This is a genomic window from Streptomyces sp. NPDC110618, from assembly GCF_055657065.1.
The window spans coordinates 234,478-250,018 of sequence record NZ_JBVKBN010000012.1 but is presented as its reverse complement, the minus strand read 5'-3'; the positions used below and the strand labels follow the sequence as shown (position 1 = coordinate 250,018).

The 15,541-nt window shown below is 72.1% G+C and carries 13 protein-coding genes and 2 pseudogenes; 4 read left to right on the top strand and 11 right to left on the bottom strand.

Annotated features, from left to right (window positions below; genetic code table 11):
- Positions 1-45 precede the first annotated feature (45 nt).
- The 3 genes from ACZ7L7_RS22105 to ACZ7L7_RS22095 form a co-directional block, all read right to left on the bottom strand.
- The gene (locus ACZ7L7_RS22105) at positions 46-1,143 is read right to left on the bottom strand and encodes a GNAT family N-acetyltransferase (RefSeq protein WP_453605388.1); all 1,098 of its coding nucleotides are present in this window, start codon (positions 1,141-1,143) and stop codon (positions 46-48) included.
- Position 1,144: 1 nt separating this feature from the next.
- Positions 1,145-1,465 carry a hypothetical protein gene (locus ACZ7L7_RS22100; RefSeq protein WP_352230198.1) on the bottom strand — a complete coding sequence of 107 codons (321 nt, stop codon included), beginning with the start codon at positions 1,463-1,465 and terminating at the stop codon, positions 1,145-1,147.
- A gap of 286 nt (positions 1,466-1,751) precedes the next feature.
- Positions 1,752-2,960, bottom strand: coding sequence for a S8 family peptidase (locus ACZ7L7_RS22095; protein ID WP_471593438.1), 1,209 nt, complete (start codon positions 2,958-2,960; stop codon positions 1,752-1,754).
- A gap of 261 nt (positions 2,961-3,221) precedes the next feature.
- Here ACZ7L7_RS22095 and ACZ7L7_RS22090 point away from each other — a divergent pair, with 261 nt between their 5' ends.
- The gene (locus tag ACZ7L7_RS22090; RefSeq protein WP_285511604.1) at positions 3,222-4,016 is read left to right on the top strand and encodes an SGNH/GDSL hydrolase family protein; all 795 of its coding nucleotides are present in this window, start codon (positions 3,222-3,224) and stop codon (positions 4,014-4,016) included.
- A 68-nt stretch (positions 4,017-4,084) separates the two neighbouring features.
- Here the strand turns inward: ACZ7L7_RS22090 and ACZ7L7_RS22085 are convergent, their stop codons facing one another.
- From ACZ7L7_RS22085 to ACZ7L7_RS22070, 4 genes are all read right to left on the bottom strand, one after another.
- Complete coding sequence (locus tag ACZ7L7_RS22085; RefSeq protein WP_471593437.1) at positions 4,085-5,710, bottom strand: serine/threonine-protein kinase; 1,626 nt, start codon at positions 5,708-5,710, stop codon at positions 4,085-4,087.
- Between the two features lie 33 nt (positions 5,711-5,743).
- Positions 5,744-7,336, bottom strand: coding sequence for a HoxN/HupN/NixA family nickel/cobalt transporter (locus ACZ7L7_RS22080; RefSeq protein WP_285511603.1), 1,593 nt, complete (start codon positions 7,334-7,336; stop codon positions 5,744-5,746).
- Positions 7,337-7,548: 212 nt separating this feature from the next.
- A complete protein-coding gene (locus ACZ7L7_RS22075) occupies positions 7,549-8,847 on the bottom strand; it encodes a tetratricopeptide repeat protein (protein ID WP_250748998.1) in 1,299 nt (432 codons plus the stop codon).
- An 87-nt stretch (positions 8,848-8,934) separates the two neighbouring features.
- Positions 8,935-10,473 carry a DUF4331 domain-containing protein gene (locus ACZ7L7_RS22070; RefSeq protein WP_472076870.1) on the bottom strand — a complete coding sequence of 513 codons (1,539 nt, stop codon included), beginning with the start codon at positions 10,471-10,473 and terminating at the stop codon, positions 8,935-8,937.
- A 209-nt stretch (positions 10,474-10,682) separates the two neighbouring features.
- Between ACZ7L7_RS22070 and ACZ7L7_RS22065 the strand changes: the two genes are divergently transcribed.
- The 3 genes from ACZ7L7_RS22065 (at position 10,683) to ACZ7L7_RS22055 (ending at position 12,406) form a co-directional block, all read left to right on the top strand.
- Positions 10,683-11,225, top strand: coding sequence for a sigma-70 family RNA polymerase sigma factor (locus ACZ7L7_RS22065; RefSeq protein ID WP_093724567.1), 543 nt, complete (start codon positions 10,683-10,685; stop codon positions 11,223-11,225).
- Complete coding sequence (locus ACZ7L7_RS22060; RefSeq protein ID WP_472076868.1) at positions 11,222-12,010, top strand: anti-sigma factor; 789 nt, start codon at positions 11,222-11,224, stop codon at positions 12,008-12,010. The genes ACZ7L7_RS22065 and ACZ7L7_RS22060 overlap by 4 nt, the downstream gene beginning before the upstream one ends.
- Before the next feature lie 126 nt (positions 12,011-12,136).
- Complete coding sequence (locus ACZ7L7_RS22055) at positions 12,137-12,406, top strand: hypothetical protein (protein ID WP_285511597.1); 270 nt, start codon at positions 12,137-12,139, stop codon at positions 12,404-12,406.
- 31 nt (positions 12,407-12,437) lie between these two features.
- Here ACZ7L7_RS22055 and ACZ7L7_RS22050 read toward each other — a convergent pair whose 3' ends face one another.
- The 4 genes and pseudogenes from ACZ7L7_RS22050 to ACZ7L7_RS22035 all read right to left on the bottom strand — a co-directional run bounded on the left by ACZ7L7_RS22050 (position 12,438) and on the right by ACZ7L7_RS22035 (position 15,424).
- Positions 12,438-13,640: a CaiB/BaiF CoA transferase family protein gene (locus ACZ7L7_RS22050; protein WP_472076866.1), complete on the bottom strand. Its 1,203-nt coding sequence runs from the start codon at positions 13,638-13,640 to the stop codon at positions 12,438-12,440.
- Positions 13,641-13,705: 65 nt separating this feature from the next.
- Positions 13,706-13,945: pseudogene (locus ACZ7L7_RS22045) on the bottom strand (ABC transporter permease); the annotation flags it as partial.
- A gap of 77 nt (positions 13,946-14,022) precedes the next feature.
- A pseudogene (locus tag ACZ7L7_RS22040) lies at positions 14,023-14,190 on the bottom strand (ATP-binding cassette domain-containing protein); the annotation flags it as partial.
- An 85-nt stretch (positions 14,191-14,275) separates the two neighbouring features.
- Complete coding sequence (locus tag ACZ7L7_RS22035; RefSeq protein ID WP_472076864.1) at positions 14,276-15,424, bottom strand: type ISP restriction/modification enzyme; 1,149 nt, start codon at positions 15,422-15,424, stop codon at positions 14,276-14,278.
- Positions 15,425-15,541: the final 117 nt, after the last annotated feature.

The following is a 15,541-nucleotide window of genomic DNA, read 5'->3' as shown; positions in this document are numbered from 1 at the left end:
TGGCAAGACCTGAAACCAGGACTCACGTTTTTGTTGGTTTTTCCGTTACTTCCGTCCTGAGCGGATCTTTCCCACTCGCTTGAGCAGACGGTCGGCCGGCTCGAACAGTTCCGGCCGGGACACCACGACATTGCGCAGCGCCCGCACCGGAGCACGCCGGGCCCGGTGACCGAACGCCACCGGGTGACGCCGGGTCACCCACCCCTCGGCCACGCCAATCTCGCGCGACTTCAGGGAGTCCTTGTATTCCTTCTGGCCCCGGCCGAGGTCCAGATAGGCGATGCCGTCGGCGGCGGCCGCCTCGGCCATCCGCAGATGCAGCACCAGACCGGGGGAGTACTTCGCGAACGCCGGGTCGTACGCCGGGAACCAGCACGCCAGCACCCGCTCGGTGCGCAGTCCGAAGTGCGCGGCGATCGGGCGGCCGTCGGCGTAGAGGACCGACAGCACACCCGCGAAGGAGTCGGTCCGGGTGTGGAACAGGTGCTCCACCAGCCGGGTTATCCACTCCTGCGCGAAGCGGTCGCTGCGCCCGGTGCGCCGGTACTGCGCCGACTTCCACTCCATCAGGGTGCGCAGCGCGGCCGGGTCCCGTTCGTCGTGCACATACCGCACGCCCCGGTGGTCGCGGCCGAGCTTGCGCTCCTTGGCGAGGGTGGTCCGGGTGAACTTGGGGGAGCGCTCCCGCAGGTGCGCCAGATACGCCTCGTACCCCTGGTCCACGTCCATGACCGGTGAGGGGAACGTGCCGGTGGCCGAGCCGATGAACGCCGTCTGGCCCTCGACCAGGTGGTCGAACTCCCACACCGCGAGCCCGCAGGCGCGCAGCAGTTCCCGGGCGTCCCACTCGAACCCCGGCCGGTGCACCACACCTTGGGCGTCGGAGACCCCGAGCCCGACGGCCCGGCCGACTCCGGTCGCGGTGCGCTGGTACGGGAAGAACGCGGCGGGCTCGCCGGACTCCCGGACGACCGCGATACGCACCCCGGGCCGGCAGCGGCCGACCGCGAGGGTGAACTCGGGTGACAGGAAGGGGTTCGCCAGCTCGGGCGAACCGTGCAGATGGGCCTTGGACTGCATCGCCGTCCACGCCGTCCGGTCGGCGGCGGTCAGCTCGCCGGGACGGTACACGCTGATGTCCACGTCAGACAGTCCGCTTTCTTTCCGTACGGGCGCGCAGCCGCCGGAGCGACACGAGCAGGAGCAGCAGCAGGCTGATCGCGGTCACGGCGACGATGCCGCCCTCGGCCGACCATCGGTGCACGGCCAGCATCGCCTGCGCCACCAGCATGTTGACGACGACCGCGCCCGCCAGCGAGGCGATGGCGCGCCCGAAGAGGTCCAGGCCGCGCAGTGCGACGGCGATGGCCGCGGCCGGTGCCGCGAGCAGGAAGAAGAGAGTGAGCGGTCCGCGCAGCGGTGAGTCGCTGTCGGCGAGCGCGAGCAGTGCTCCGGCCGCCCCCACGGCCGTCGCGGCTCCCGCCAGCAGCGGCGCCAGGTCTTCCGATCCTGGTCGCGCGCGCCGAGCGCCGTCCGATGATGTGGTTCTGATCCTTAAGGTCTGCATTGGCGACTTTGCCCCCCGAAGCGCCGGATGCCGGGCTTCAATGTGGCGCAGTCGCGCGGCGGGAGTCAAGACGGCGATGGTTGAAGAACGACCGATTTCCCGGAGGCGGAACGAGCGTTCCCCGGAGGCGAGTGGGGCGCCTCCGGGGAACGGGTGGTGCGGACGGTGAAGCTGTGGTCCGGCGTTACGGGACGAGCTTCAGCAGCCGGTTCGGGGAGCCGGTGCCGGGGCTGGTGACCTTGCCGGTGGTGGCGCCCGCGGTCAGGGCCGAGGCGACCTGGGCCGGGGTGGAGGAGGTGTGGTTCGCCAGGTAGACCGCCGCGGCGCCCGCGACGTGCGGGGTGGCCATCGAGGTGCCGGAGATGGTGTTCGTCGCGGTGTCACTGGTGTGCCAGCCCGCCGTGATGGAGGAGCCGGGCGCGAAGATGTCCAGAACCGACCCGTAGTTGGAGTAGCTGGCCCGGGCGTCGGTGCTGGTGGTGGCGCCGACGGTGATCGCGGCGGCGACGCGGGCCGGGGAGTACGAGGAGGCGTTGGCGCTGCTGTTGCCCGCCGCGACCGCGTAGGTCACGCCGCTGGCGATGGAGTTGGCGACCGCCGTGTCCAGGGAGGTGGAGGCGCCGCCGCCGAGCGACATGTTGGCGACCGAGGGGCCGGAGTGGTTGGCGGTGACCCAGTCGATGCCCGCGATCACCCCGGCCGTGGTGCCGGAGCCGCTGTTGTTGAGCACCCGGACCGCGACGATCTTCGCCTTCTTGGCGACGCCGTAGGTCGAGCCCGCGATCGTGGTGGCCACGTGGGTGCCGTGGCCGTTGCCGTCGGAGGCGGTGGTGTCGCCGTCGACGGCGTCGTAGCCGTAGCTGGCCCGGCCGCTGATCTGCGAGTGGGTGATGCGCACGCCGGTGTCGATGACGTAGACCGTCACTCCGCTGCCCGCGCTGTCCGGGTAGGTGTAGGTGCCGGAGAGCGGGAGCGAGGTCTGGTCGATGCGGTCCAGGCCCCAGGGCGCGCTGGTCTGGGTGGTGTCGGTCAGCTGGACGCGCTGGTTCTGCTCGACGGAGGCGACCGACGGGTCGGCGGCGAGCCTTCTGGCCTCTGCCGCGGAGAGGGTCGCCGAGTAGCCGTTGAGGACCTTGCCGAACGTCTTGTCGACCTTGCCGCCGTACTCCTTGATCAGGCTCTTGCCCGCGCTGGAGGCCGCCTTGAGACCGGCGCCCTTCTTCAGCGTGACGATGTAGCTGTCCTTGATCGCTGTGGGGGAATCGGCGGCCAGGACCCTGCCCTCGGCCGGTGCGGCCTGAGCGGGCAGGGAGATGAGTCCGCCGACGAGTGCCGCGGTCGCCAGGCCGGTCAGGGCGGCGAACCGGAGCTTGTTCCTACGCAGTTGTGCCATCCGAGGGAGTCCTCCTCATTGGCGACGCGCACTTGGGTGGGGGCGCGTCTGTGGGGTGGCTCCAGCCTCGGGCCAACTCCCTTGCGGAACAAGGGAGTTGAGGAGCTGTCAACAAATCTGTCATGTGCACGTAATCAAAGCCACAGCAAACGCACAGATAACAGGGTGGTTCGGTACCGAAAATCTTGACATGGACACTTCCTGTCAACACGCGTAGCTGCTACGACAGATGTGGCAGAGATCCTGCTAAAGGGAGGTTCCATGAGACGTTCCCGAATTGCCGCATACGTCGGCTCACTCCTCCTCGCCGTCGGCGCCGTACTCACCGGCGCCGGCTCCGCGCAGGCCGCCACGGGGCCCTATGTGGCGCTCGGTGACTCCTACGCCTCGGGCGTCGGCGCCGGCAGCTACATCAGCTCCAGCGGCGACTGCAAGCGCAGCACGAAGGCCCACCCCTACCTCTGGGCGGCCGCCAACTCACCCTCGTCGTTCGCCTTCACGGCCTGCTCGGGCGCCCGAACGGGTGATGTTCTGGCCAACCAGATGGGCCCGCTCAACTCGTCCACCGCACTGGTCTCCATCAGCATCGGCGGCAATGACGCCGGATTCGCCGACGTCATGACGACCTGTGTGCTCCAGTCCGACAGCTCCTGCATCTCCCGCATCAACACCGCCAGGGCGTACGTCGACTCGACGCTGCCCGGAAAGCTCGACAGCGTCTACTCGGCGATCCGTACCAAGGCACCCAACGCCCGTGTCGTCGTGCTCGGTTACCCGCGCTTCTACAAGCTCGGCCAGTCCTGCCTCGGCCTGTCCGAGACCAAGCGCAAGGCCATCAACGACGCCTCCGACTACCTCAACAACGCCGTGAAGGCCCGCGCCCAGGCGCACTCCTTCACCTTCGGCGATGTGCGCACCACCTTCACCAACCACGAGATCTGCTCCAGCAGCTCCTGGCTGCACAGCGTCAACTGGCTCAACATCGGCGAGTCGTACCACCCGACCGCGGCCGGCCAGTCCGGCGGCTACCTGCCCGTACTGAACGGCGCGGCCTGATCCTCGTCACCGCATCGGACCTGAACCTCAGTAACTCACCGAGGAACTCAGTAACTCACCGAAGAACCTCAGTAGCTCACTGAAGGCGAAGGGGAGACCCCGTTCGTCGGGGTCTCCGTCCCACACGTGATCGAGAAGGCGACCGAGTTGGACTTCGTCTCCACCGGGGAGCGCACCTCGACGCCGATCTCGTTCTCCAGCGACCCGCTCTCGTCGTTCGTCGTCACGAACGCCCGGTCCTGCTTGGTGCGCGAGCCTCCCTCCGGGAACGACAGCGTCTTCCACCCCGAGTCCATGACATCGCCGTCCCGCGACACCCAGCGATAGCTGACCTCGGCGGGCAGCCGCCCCACCGTGAACGTGGCCGTGAACGACGGCGCCTCGGCCTGCGGCGGCGGACAGGTGCCCTCGTACTCCGTGTTCGACCCAGCGAGCGTCACATGCACCGACTGCGGCGGCGGGGTGGACTGCGTCGCCGTCTCGCTCGGTGTCGGATCGGCGGTCGGGGTGGTGTCGTCCTCGGTCTCGGACGGCGTGGCCTGCTTCTCCGTCTCCACCTGACCGGTCGTACCGCCGTCCGCCTCCTTGCCGTTGTCGCCGTCGCGGTTGAGCAGCGCGTACGTCAGACCGGCCACCGCGAGCGCCAGCGCGGCCAGCCCCGCGACCAGGACGATGGCGGCACGACGGTTGCGGCCGGGGCGCTCGGGGCCGGTGGGGCTGGTGGTCGCGGTGGGGGCCGCGTGGGCGGAAGGCGTCACCGGATACGGCCGGGGCGGTGTCGGCGGCGGCTGGTGCGAGACCATGGTCGGGGCGTACGGCGTCGCGCCGACCGTCCCCGCGCGCGGCCCGCCGCCCGCGCCGATCACCCGCAGCTCCCGCTCGGCCAGTTCGGCGGAGAGCCGCTCGGCCGGGTCCTTGCGCAGCAGGCCCTCGATCACCGGGGTGAGCGGACCGGCCCGGCGCGGCGGCGGCAGCTCCTCGTCCACGATGGCGCGCAGGGTGCTCAGCGGGGTGTCCTGGCGGAACGGGGAGTTGCCCTCCACCGCCGCGTACAGCAGCACGCCCAGCGACCACAGGTCCGACTCGGGGCCGGGCGTGCGGCCCAGGGCCCGCTCCGGGGCGAGGAACTCGGGCGAGCCGATCACCTCGCCGGTCATGGTGAGTGCGGAACTGCCCTCCACCTGGGCGATCCCGAAGTCGGTGAGCACCACGCGGCCGTCGTTCTCCAGCAGAACGTTCGCCGGTTTCACGTCCCGGTGCAGCACCCCCGCCTCGTGCGCGGCCCGCAGCGCCGCCAGCACCTCGGCCCCGATGTGCGCCGCGCGCTGCGGTGACAACGGGCCCTCGGCGTCCAGGAGATCGGCAAGCGAGATACCGCGCACCAGCTCCATCACGATCCACGGGCGGCCGTCCTGCGTGGCCACGTCGTACACCGTCACCACATTGCGGTTCGCCACCCGCGCCGCGGCCCACGCCTCGCGCTCCAGGCGGGCGTACATCCGCTCCACATCGGCGGCCGGCAGCCCGTGCGGGGCACGGACCTCCTTGACGGCGACCTCGCGGTGCAGCACTTCGTCGCGAGCGCGCCAGACCGTCCCCATGCCGCCCTCACCGAGCGGGGACAGGAGGCGGTAGCGGTCCGCGATCACTCGTTCACTGCCCGTCGCGTCGGACACGGGCGCCCCCATTCGCATGCGCGCGAAGTCTCCTTTTCCTCACAAAGTAGCTCAACCGAGTGCTGATGCCGCCCCCTTGAGCACCAATCCGGCCCCAAGAGCGACGACGACCAACGCGGACACCAGCGGTGCGGTACGGCGGACCAGGCCCGCCACCGGGTGAACGGCCCAGCGCGGACGCCGCTCCACCCACCGGCTCGCCCCCGCCCCGAGGCGCACGACCGCGTACCCGGCCGCCGTCAGGGTCAGGGCGAGCCCCACCCCGTACGCCACGACCAGCAGCAGCCCGAACCAGGCGTGCCCGAGTGCGGCGGCGCCGACCAGGACGACCACGGCGGACGGGCTCGGCACGAGGCCTCCGGCGAAGCCGAGCAGGATCGTGCCGCGCACGGTGGGGGCGGTGGAGTGGGTGTGGGTGTGACCGCCGTGGGTGTGCGTGTGGGTGTGGGGATGCGGGTGGGGGTGTTCGTGCGGGTGGTGTTCCTCGGGCTCGTGGGCGTGGGAGTGTTCGTGTGCGTGGCCGTGCTCGTCGCCGTGGGAGTGGGCGCCGACCAGGGCCGGGGTGCGTTCGTGGGTGTGGGAGTGCGCCTGGGCATGGGCGTGCCGGTGGCTTCGCTGGTGCCAGGCCCGGCGCAGGAGGGTGGCGCCCGCGGCCATCACCAGGGCGCCGCTGGCGATGCCGAGCCAGGTGATCACGGACGGCGCGGCGGCCGAGCCCGCGGTGACCAGCAGGCCCAGGGCGACCACGCCCAGCGTGTGGGTGACCGTCACCGAGGCGGCGAGCGGCAGGACGTCCTTCATCCGGGCGCGGCCGCCGCGGGCCGTGGCCACCGCCGCCATCAGCGTCTTGCCGTGGCCGGGCGCGAGCGCGTGCAGGGCGCCCAGGCCCACGGCGATGAACAGCGCGAGCGCGGCGAAGCCGACGGTGAGGTCGTTGCGCGCGACCAGGGATTCCAGGGCCTGCGTGAAGCGGTCGGCGCCGCGCGGCAGTATCGAGGCGCCGGGCGCGTCCCGTTCCTCCTCGGCGAGGGCGGGCCCGCCGGGGCGTACGGTCAGCTCGGCGGACGCGGTGTCGGCGGGGGAGGAGAGCAGCTTCTCCGGGTACGCGGTCAGCTCCCCGGACAGCGACTTGCGCGGTACGTCGGAGTCGGTGAGCGTCATCCGGTCGCCGCGCGCGGTGACCTCGCGCCAGCCGGGCCCGGACTCGGCACCGGCGGCCTCGAAGGCGAGGGTGAGCGTCTCATCCTCGGGCAGCGGCGCGCTGAACTCGCACTCCACGCGCAGGGTGTCCAGCCCGGCCTGACCGGGGCGCACCTGCGCCTTGCCGCTCTCGACGGTGAGCGGAACACTCCGCCCGCCGACGGTCAGGGCGCTGTCCCGGGCCGCGCTCGCGCACCGCTCCCGGGCCCACTTGTCGAGGCCCTTCCGCTCGACCTCCGGCTTCGCCTGGGTCGCCGGGATCTCGGCGAGGTCCTCGACGTGGTCGACGCGGAGGGCGTCCGGGGTGACGACCAGGCCGTCGTAGCGGTTGACGGTGAAGTTCCCGAGCGGGTGCGCGCTCGCGGACGCGGCCGGGGTCAGCACGAGGGCACCGACCGCCGCGAGCAGGGTGGCACCGGAGGCGACGAGACGGCGGAGGGGCATGCGTCGGCGTCCGGGGTTCTGTCGGCGGCGGGTGGTCCGGTCGGCGGTGGGGCTTTCGGGGCGGTGAGTCGGGGCCGTGGTGGAGGCGATCGGGCTCGGGAGGGCAATGCGTCGGCCTCCGGGGTTCTGCCGGCGGCGGGTGTCCCGTGGGGCGGAGGGGCCTTCGGGGTGGTGAATCGGCGCCGCGGCGGAGGCGGTCGGGCGGCTCGGGGTCACTTGGCGGCTCCCAGGTCCTTGAGTGCCGCGCGGGCCTCCCGGGCGCCCAGGGGGGAGAACCCGGGGTTGAGCCTCAGGGCTTGCCGCAGGTGCTTCTGCGCGGCGTCCTTCTCGCCCGCCGCGTACTCGATCATGCCGCGGTGGTAGAGGAACGTGGCGTTGCGGTAGCCGGTGGCGGTGGCCCGGCGGGTGTACCGCAGGGCCTCCTTGTCGCGGCCGTCGGCGTGCAGGGCCCAGGCCAGGGCGTCCGCGGTGTGGACGGTCTCGCGGCGGTCCCACTCGGCGCGGGCCGCCCGCAGCGCCGCCTTCGCGTCGCCGTGGTCGGCCGCGGCGAGGGCGGTGTCGAGGTCGGCGTTGACGCCGTTGGCCCGCGCCAGCGCCGTCCAGGCGTCGACGAGGGCGTACTGGTCGTCGGCCCGCTCCCGGTCGCCCCGGGCCTCGTACAGCTCGCCCAGTACCACCAGCGGTCCGGGCAGCGGGGACTTCGCCACGACCGCCTCCATCCCCCGCACGGCGCCCTCCCGGTCCCCGTCGGCGGCCTGCGCCCGGGCACGGCCCTCCAGCGCGGGCAGATACGTGTCGTCGGCGGCGAGCGCGCGGGCGAAGTACAGCAGCGCCTCCTCGTAGTCGCCCTGGTTCCAGGCGAGTTGGCCGAGCTGCGTGGCCACGTACGCCACGTCCGGGGCGGCCGTGGCGGAGGCGAGGGCCTGCTTCAGCACGCGCCGCGCGGTCTTCACGTCGCCGCTCAGCTCGTGGACGTACGCGTACCGGGTGAACACCGGTATCCCCGGCCGCCGTTCGTCGGCGAGGTCGGCGGCCTCGGCCGCGTCGTCGTACCGCCCGAGCTCGACCAGCGCGTCGATCCGGCTGGCCAGCGCCCGCTCGCTGTAGGGATTGGCCTTCAGCGCGCGGTCCGCGTACGTGAGGGCGGCCGGGAAGTCGTGCCGGGCCGCGGCCAGGGCGGCCTGACCGGCGAGCGCCTGGTCGTTGCCGGGCCGCAGCTTCAGCGAGCGCTTCAGCGCCCGCTCGGCGTGCGGGTAGCGGGAGGCGTCGCCGGTCGTGCGGGCCTGCTCCACGTACGCGAGCCCGAGGGTCGCCCAGCCGCCGAAGTCCCGCGGCTGTGCGCGCAGATGGGCCTGGAGGGCCTTGACGTCGCCGGACCGCAGGGCCGCCGCCGACACGGGCGAGGTGCTCTGCGGGGGCGCCTCCGACCCGCCCCCGAGGGCCACGGCCCCGCCGGTGAGCGCTACAGCCAACAGCACGGCACACAACCCGAGTTGGGCGCGCGAATTCATGGCCCTCTCCTAGATCACTTACGAAGAAACGGGGTCAGCGGCAAGGGGGGTGCGGGGGAGTGGCCCCCGCACCCCGAAGACGAGCGCCTAGTACGCCCGCTCCCGCATCCGCCGCCACCACAGCAGCGCCGCCCCGACCAGCAGGACGCCCAGTGCGCCGGCGCCCGCGGACGCCGCGATCAGCGTCGTGTCGGTCGAACCCCCGGAGGAGGAACCGGCCGGGGAGAGCGCGTCGCCGAGCTGGTTGCGCACGTCGTTGCCGCCGGAGACGCCCTTGGCCAGCGGACCGCGGGAGCCCTCGGTGGGCAGGGCGACGTAGGGGAAGGCCTTCTCGAACTTCTTGTCGTTCTTGTTGACCGCGTCCCCGAGGTCGTTCTTCGAGCCGACCAGCTCGCCCTCGACGACCTGGAGCGCCGCGTCGATCACGTCGTCGGTGAGCCGGCGCCCGTTCGGGAACCCGGCGTTGTCACCGTCCAGCACGCCCAGCCGCTTCGGCTTGGCGGCCGGCTTGATCGAGGTGTTCAGCCGCAGCTCCTCCGCCGGACGTACGTTCGGCGGCTGGTTGAGCCCCTCCACGCCCTTGAGGAAGACGTCGACGAGGTCGTTGCGCGGCTCGGCCGGTGCCGGGATCTTGTAGATCCCCTCGATCAGCTTGGGCAGCTCGGGGTTGGTGACGTTCTTCAGGAACTGCCCGTCGTTCCAGGGCGCGCTCGCGTTGAACTTGTCCTTGTCCTTGATCGGGTTGACGACCTCGTTCACCAGCGGCATGCCCAGCCGCGAGACCTGGGTGAAGTGCCCCTGCGCGTTCTTGCGCTGGGTCGTGGACCAGATGCCGACGATCGGCTGCTCCGCCGACTCCGTGATCATGTGCGTGGGCACCTGGAGGGCGATGGAGTTGACGTTGTAGCCCTTGAGGGTGTCGTTGCCGACCTCGCTGAGGTTCCCGCCGTACAGCAGGTCGAAGACCCGCAGGTCGAGGAAGAAGGGGTCGTCGGCCTGGCCGGCGAACGACATGGCGCCGCCCGCCAGGTGGTGCACGGCGTCCTTGCGCAGCTTGGCGTAGTCCGGCATGGACGCCTTGCCGACGTTCGACGGCGCCACCGGTACGTCGTTGGCGATCTTCGTCCGCGACACCAGCTGCTGGTCCTTCAGCTTCAGCAGGTCGATGTCGTACGTCTGCGTGATGTTCAGGTCGGGGTCGTCGAGGCTCTCGACGGGCCCGGTGTTGTACAGGAACGTCTTCTTGTTCTTCACATGCGTCTTGAACGTGAAGCGGTACAGCAGCTCGCCCTGCGCGTCACCGTTGTTGTCGATGTGGATGTCGTACTGCGCGTCCTCGGCGAACGTGAAGAAGTTCGGTCCGCCGGCCGGCTCCTCGAAGGGGATCCAGTTGGCGACGATCGTCGTCGTGTCCGGCTTGTCCGGGCTGACGAACGCGTACACGTCCGTGTTGTCGTACTGCGGGGTCCCCGAGATCAGCGGGGCCTCCCGGTGACTGGAGGCGGCGGCCGCCCCCGGTTCCAGCGCGGTCACGCCGGCGGCTGCGAGCCCCCCGGCGGCCAGCGCACCACAGATGAGGGTCGCGACGCCCGCGCGTCCCACGCCGTTCCTGGAGTTTGGTGTCATGCCGTCCGTCCTCGGTTCAACTTGCCTGACGCACCGGGATTCGGAGCGGGGCGGGAAGCGGATTGGTCGAACTTGAAAACTCATTTCGAAGGCCCCCGGACCCGCGTTTTCGGCTTTCTGATCCGTAACCCCATCCGGAGGTGGGTGTGTTGCGAATACCTCGTGGGACGGGACGGCCCAGATGCGGTCTCGCGGGAGGGGGAGACGAGTTGGAGGCGGACGAGCTGCTGGTGCTCGTGGCTGGTGGGGATCACAAGGCATTCGAGGAGTTGTACGGGATCGTGTCCGGGCCGGTGTTCGGACTGGTGCGCAGGGTCGTGCGGGACCCCGCCCAGTCGGAGGAGGTGGCACAAGAGGTGCTGCTGGAGATGTGGCGGTCCGCGGCGCGGTTCGACCCCGGCCGGGGCAGCGCCCTGTCCTGGATCCTCACCCTCGCCCACCGCCGGGCCGTGGACCGGGTGCGCAGCGCCCGCGCGGCCGGTGAGCGCGAGCAGCGCGAGGCGCGGCGGGCCCACCACCCCGCCTTCGACCAGGTGTCCGAGGAGGTCGAGGCCGGCCTGGAGCGCGAGTGGGTGCGCCGCTGCCTGGACCGGCTCACCAACCTGCAGCGCCAGTCCGTCACCCTCGCCTACTACGACGGCTACACCTACCGTGAGGTCGCCGAGCGGCTGAAGCTGCCGCTGGGCACGGTGAAGACCCGGATGCGGGACGGGCTGACCCGGCTGCGCGAGTGCCTGGGAGGTGCCGCATGAGCCTCTTCCGCCGCGGGAATCTCCACTCCCTCGCCGCCCCCTACGCCCTCGACGCCCTGGAGCAGGGCGAGCGGGACCGCTTCGAAGGACACCTGCGCAAGTGCGAGCGGTGCGCCGCCGAGGTGCGCACCCTGTCCGAGGACGCGGTCCGCCTGGCCTGGTCCACCTCCGCCCCGCCGCCGGCCGCGCTGCGCGAACGGGTCATGGCCGCCGTACGGGCGACTCCGCAGGAAGGGGCGCGACCCGCCCGCGAGCCGCAGTTGCCGGCCCATGTGTGGGGCGCCGGGCCGCCGCCGCGGGTGCGGGAGCGGCGGCCGCTGTTCGTGCCGTTCGCCACCGCCACGGCCGCCGCCGCGCTCGTGGTCGCCTCGCTGTTCGCCGTACAGGCGAACGACACGCGCGAGCAGTTGGACGCACAGCGGGCGCAGGCACGTGAGATCGCCCACGTTCTGGCCGCCCCGGACGCGCGCGCGAGCACGGGACGGGACGAAGAGGGGCGAAGTATCGGAGTAATCGCCTCCGCATCGGAGGGGAGCGCGGTCGTCACGCTCGGCGGGTACGACGACCCCCCGCAGGGCCGCGTGCGCCAGCTGTGGCTCATGCGCCCCGGCGCACAACCGCGCTCCCTCGGGCTCTTCGAGCGCGACACGCCCTTGGTCGCATCCGGTCTCGACACCGCCGCGACGTCACTCGCCGTAACCGTCGAGCCGGACGGCGGCTCGCCGCAGCCCACGACACAGCCGATCGTCCAACTCGCCCTGAAATCGGTCGGATTCGGAGAGTAATCGGCGACGAGTCGTCAACACCCTTACGGGGAAGGTGAATCCTGTGACCGCGATACACGAGTGCCCCACGGGGGCGATAGGGTTACCCTGCCCGGGCCGGGTGGACTCGTACGGGTGGGGAGTGACATGGAACAGATAACAGTGCGCAGCAGGGCGAGGGTCCCTGCGATCACTTGCGGGAGCAGCGCGACCAGTTCGCGCCTCGACCGCCATCTCTCGGTGCTGGCGGGTCCCGCCGTGCCGCAGCAGAAGACGGCCGAGGCGACCTTGCTGATGCGAGAGCTGACCGCGCGTGACACCGCGCACGACGGCAACGGCAGGGGCGCGCGGGTCCGCCGGGTCTCGCTGTTCGCACCGCTGCGCCGACTGCGCCGCTCGCTGTTCGGCGGGCGCTGACCGACACCGGCCACCCCGCCAGGGCCCGCGCTCAGGCCACCACGCCGTCCCGGCGCAGCGCTGCGATCTCGTCGTCCGCCATCCCCACGGCTCGCAGCAGCGCCCCGGTGTGCTCCCCGAGCGCGGGCACGTCTCCCATCCGCGCCGTCTCCCCGCCCGGCAGCGTGATGGGCGGCAGCAGTGCCTTCAGCGGCCCGGCTGGCGTCCCCGCCTCCCGCCACCGCTCCCGGGCGGCGAGCTGCGGATGCTCCGCCACCTCGTTCAGGTCCCGCAGGCGTGCGCACGCGATCCCCGCGCCCTCCAGCCGCTCCAGCGCCTCGTCGGTATTGAGCGCGCCGAGCGCCTCGGCGACGTACTCGTCGGTGCGCTCCCGGTTGGCCACCCGCGCCGCGTTCGTCGCGAACTCCGGATCGGTTCCCAACTCCGGCTTCCCCAGCACCTGTTCGGCCAGCCGTCGCCACTCCCGGTCGTTCTGCACCGACAGCAGTACCCGTCCATCGTCCGCCGTCGGGTAGGCGTCGTAGGGGGCGATCACCGCGTGCGCCAGCCCGGTGCGCTCCGGGGGAGTGCCGCCGTGGATGGTGTGGTGTAGCGGATGCCCCATCCACTCGGCCAGGGACTCCAGCATCGACACCTCCACCGGCCCGCCCCGCCCGGTCGTGCCCCGGCGCACCAGCGCCGCGAGCACCCCCGAGAAGGCGTACATGGCCGCCGCGATGTCCGCCGCCGGGATTCCCGCCTTCACCGGCTGCTCGGGCGTCCCGGTCACCGACACCAGGCCCGCCTCGCACTGCACGAGCATGTCGTAGGCCCGCTTGTCCGCGTACGGCCCGCCGGACCCGTACCCGGAGATGTCGACCGCGATCAGCCGTGGATGCGCGGCGCACAAGGTGGCGGCGTCCAGCCCCAGCCGCGCCGCCGCCCCGTGCGCGAGGTTCTGTACGAACACATCGGCGTCCGCGACGAGCTTCCGTACGACCTCCAGCCCGCGCGGGTCCTTCAGGTCGAGGGCGATGGACTCCTTCCCCCGGTTGCACCACACGAAGTGCGAGGCCAGTCCCGCGGCGGCGGTGTCGTACCCCCGGGCGAAGTCCCCGCCGTCCACCCGCTCCACCTTGATCACCCGAGCCCCGAGGTCGGCGAGCTGCCGAGTGGCGAAGGGAGCGGCCACGGCCTGTTCCACGGCGACGACGGTGATTCCGGAGAGGGGCAGCGGTTCCATGCGGGTGATCATGCCTCGGGGGGACCCGGATTGGCCACGGGGGTCACCTTCTCGCGCCCCGGACGTGCGCCTCGCCGTCAGCCCCTGGTGTACCGCCGCACGGCCGGCGGCGCCGCGAGCGCGATCAGTGCCGCGCTCCACGCCGGCGTCCCCGCGACGGGGTGGGTCACCGGCCAGGCGGCGTCCGCCGGGACGGGGGCGGTGCCGGACAGGTCGCGCAGGGCCGTGGTCAGGGCGCTGATGGGGTTCCACTCCGCCAGGGCGCGCAGCCAGCCCGTCAGGTTCTTTGTCGGGATGTACGCGCCGGACAGCAGGGGGGCGGGCCTGGCCGTCGGCTGGCGCTTCGAGGGAACGGTCCCGCAGGCCCTGGCCGCCCTGACCCTGCTGCTCCTCTTCCGCTTCGCCTGCACCTGGGTGCCGGTTCCCGCACCAGGTCGTACCCGGCGACCCGGGCCGAACCGGCGTCCGGCCGCAGCAGCGTGGTCAGCAGCCGCACCGCCGTGGTCTTCCCGGCGCCGTTGGGACCGAGGATCCCGCAGACCGTGCCCTCGGCCACGGCCAGAGGGGGACCCGGACGCGACGTTCGACCGGATGGTGCGGCGGCTGCTGGACAGCTTTGCGCCCAAGTGAACGAGTAAGCGGCGGGTTCAGATGAGGGCGAACTGCCCCTCGGGCCCCTCCTCGTGGAAGTCCAGCACCGACGCCGGACGCCGCGCCGACTCCGGCACCGGCAGCACACCCGCCGCGCGCAGCTCCGCCGCCGTGATCGGAGCGGTGAGCGTCAACTCCTCCCGTTGCGGGCGCACTTCGGCCAGCAGTGCCAACACCGTGATGAGTTCCAGGAGTTCGGAGGTCCAGGTCTGCGGCCAGCTCTGCGGACGCACGGCCGCGAGGGTCCCCGGCGGTGCCGTCTCCTCGGTGCGCGCGGCGAACCACTGCTCCAGGACCCGGACGCCGTCCACGTCGTACTCCCAGGCCTCCTGCGGTACCGGGGAGATACGGCCCTCGTCCAGGTGCAGGGTCTCCTCCGCGGCGTCGTAGACGAGGGTCAGCGGACGGCGGGGGAGCGGGGCCCGGACGTACGGGCGGCGTCCGCCCGGCAGCTTGGGCCGCTCCCCGTCCCGGCGCATCAGCCACAGCAGCCGGCGGCCCAACTCCACGCCCCGGGACCAGAGTCCGGGGTCCGCGGTGAGCGGCACGGTCAGCTCGGGGCGGGCCGTCGCGAGCGTCCAGGCGAGGAAGTCACCGGCCGTCGGCGTTACGCCGAGCCGATCCCCGAGGTGGTCCAACAGCCCCGGTGCCACATTGGGTTCCTCCCCGCCGGGGCGCCGGAACAGCGGCCGTACCCGCCCCGGACGCAGCAGCGGCAGCAGCCCGGTGGCGAGCAGCCCGCCCGGCGTCTCGACCAGGAACGTCTGGTGCTCGTCCGCCACCCGCCACAGCTCGGGGCGGGCGGCGTCGATCAGCCGGTTGTCGGGGATCAGCCACTGCTCGTCGAAGGGGGCGTGCAGGACGCGCACCGGCTCCGGGCACGGACCGGACGCCCGCGCCAGCCTCTCCGTACCGCCGCTGCGGCCCGGGAGTTGACCCACCGCAGAGTGCAGGGTGCGCGAGCGGCTCGGCTCCAGCAGGGCCTCCCGCTCCGGGCCCTGCGCCTTGACGAAGGCGTCCCAGCGGGCTTTCAGGCAGCCCGAGTCGGGGCCCGTCGGCCACCCCCGGCCCAGCCGCGGCGGTGCGACGGACCACGGCATGAGATCCGCCAGCGGCGGAGCGTCGTCGCGCGTCACGGGGGGCATGGTACGTCCTGGTCCGGGCACGGGGGCTAGGGCCTGTCTTCAAACTCCCGTCGTCGCCCGGAGGGCGGCCCCGCGGCGAGAGTGCGTGCATGGCGGCTCGGGGCAGGCGGGAGTTTG

Bases quoted from the DNA above. Each gene is read 5' to 3' on its own strand.
- ACZ7L7_RS22095 (WP_471593438.1), bottom strand. From the start codon at position 2,960: ATGGCACAACTGCGTAGGAACAAGCTCCGGTTCGCCGCCCTGACCGGC.
- ACZ7L7_RS22090 (WP_285511604.1), top strand. From the start codon at position 3,222: ATGAGACGTTCCCGAATTGCCGCATACGTCGGCTCACTCCTCCTCGCC.
- ACZ7L7_RS22085 (WP_471593437.1), bottom strand. From the start codon at position 5,710: ATGCGAATGGGGGCGCCCGTGTCCGACGCGACGGGCAGTGAACGAGTG.
- ACZ7L7_RS22080 (WP_285511603.1), bottom strand. From the start codon at position 7,336: ATGCCCCTCCGCCGTCTCGTCGCCTCCGGTGCCACCCTGCTCGCGGCG.
- ACZ7L7_RS22075 (WP_250748998.1), bottom strand. From the start codon at position 8,847: ATGAATTCGCGCGCCCAACTCGGGTTGTGTGCCGTGCTGTTGGCTGTA.
- ACZ7L7_RS22070 (WP_472076870.1), bottom strand. From the start codon at position 10,473: ATGACACCAAACTCCAGGAACGGCGTGGGACGCGCGGGCGTCGCGACC.
- ACZ7L7_RS22060 (WP_472076868.1), top strand. From the start codon at position 11,222: ATGAGCCTCTTCCGCCGCGGGAATCTCCACTCCCTCGCCGCCCCCTAC.
- ACZ7L7_RS22055 (WP_285511597.1), top strand. From the start codon at position 12,137: ATGGAACAGATAACAGTGCGCAGCAGGGCGAGGGTCCCTGCGATCACT.
- ACZ7L7_RS22050 (WP_472076866.1), bottom strand. From the start codon at position 13,640: ATGATCACCCGCATGGAACCGCTGCCCCTCTCCGGAATCACCGTCGTC.
- ACZ7L7_RS22035 (WP_472076864.1), bottom strand. From the start codon at position 15,424: ATGCCCCCCGTGACGCGCGACGACGCTCCGCCGCTGGCGGATCTCATG.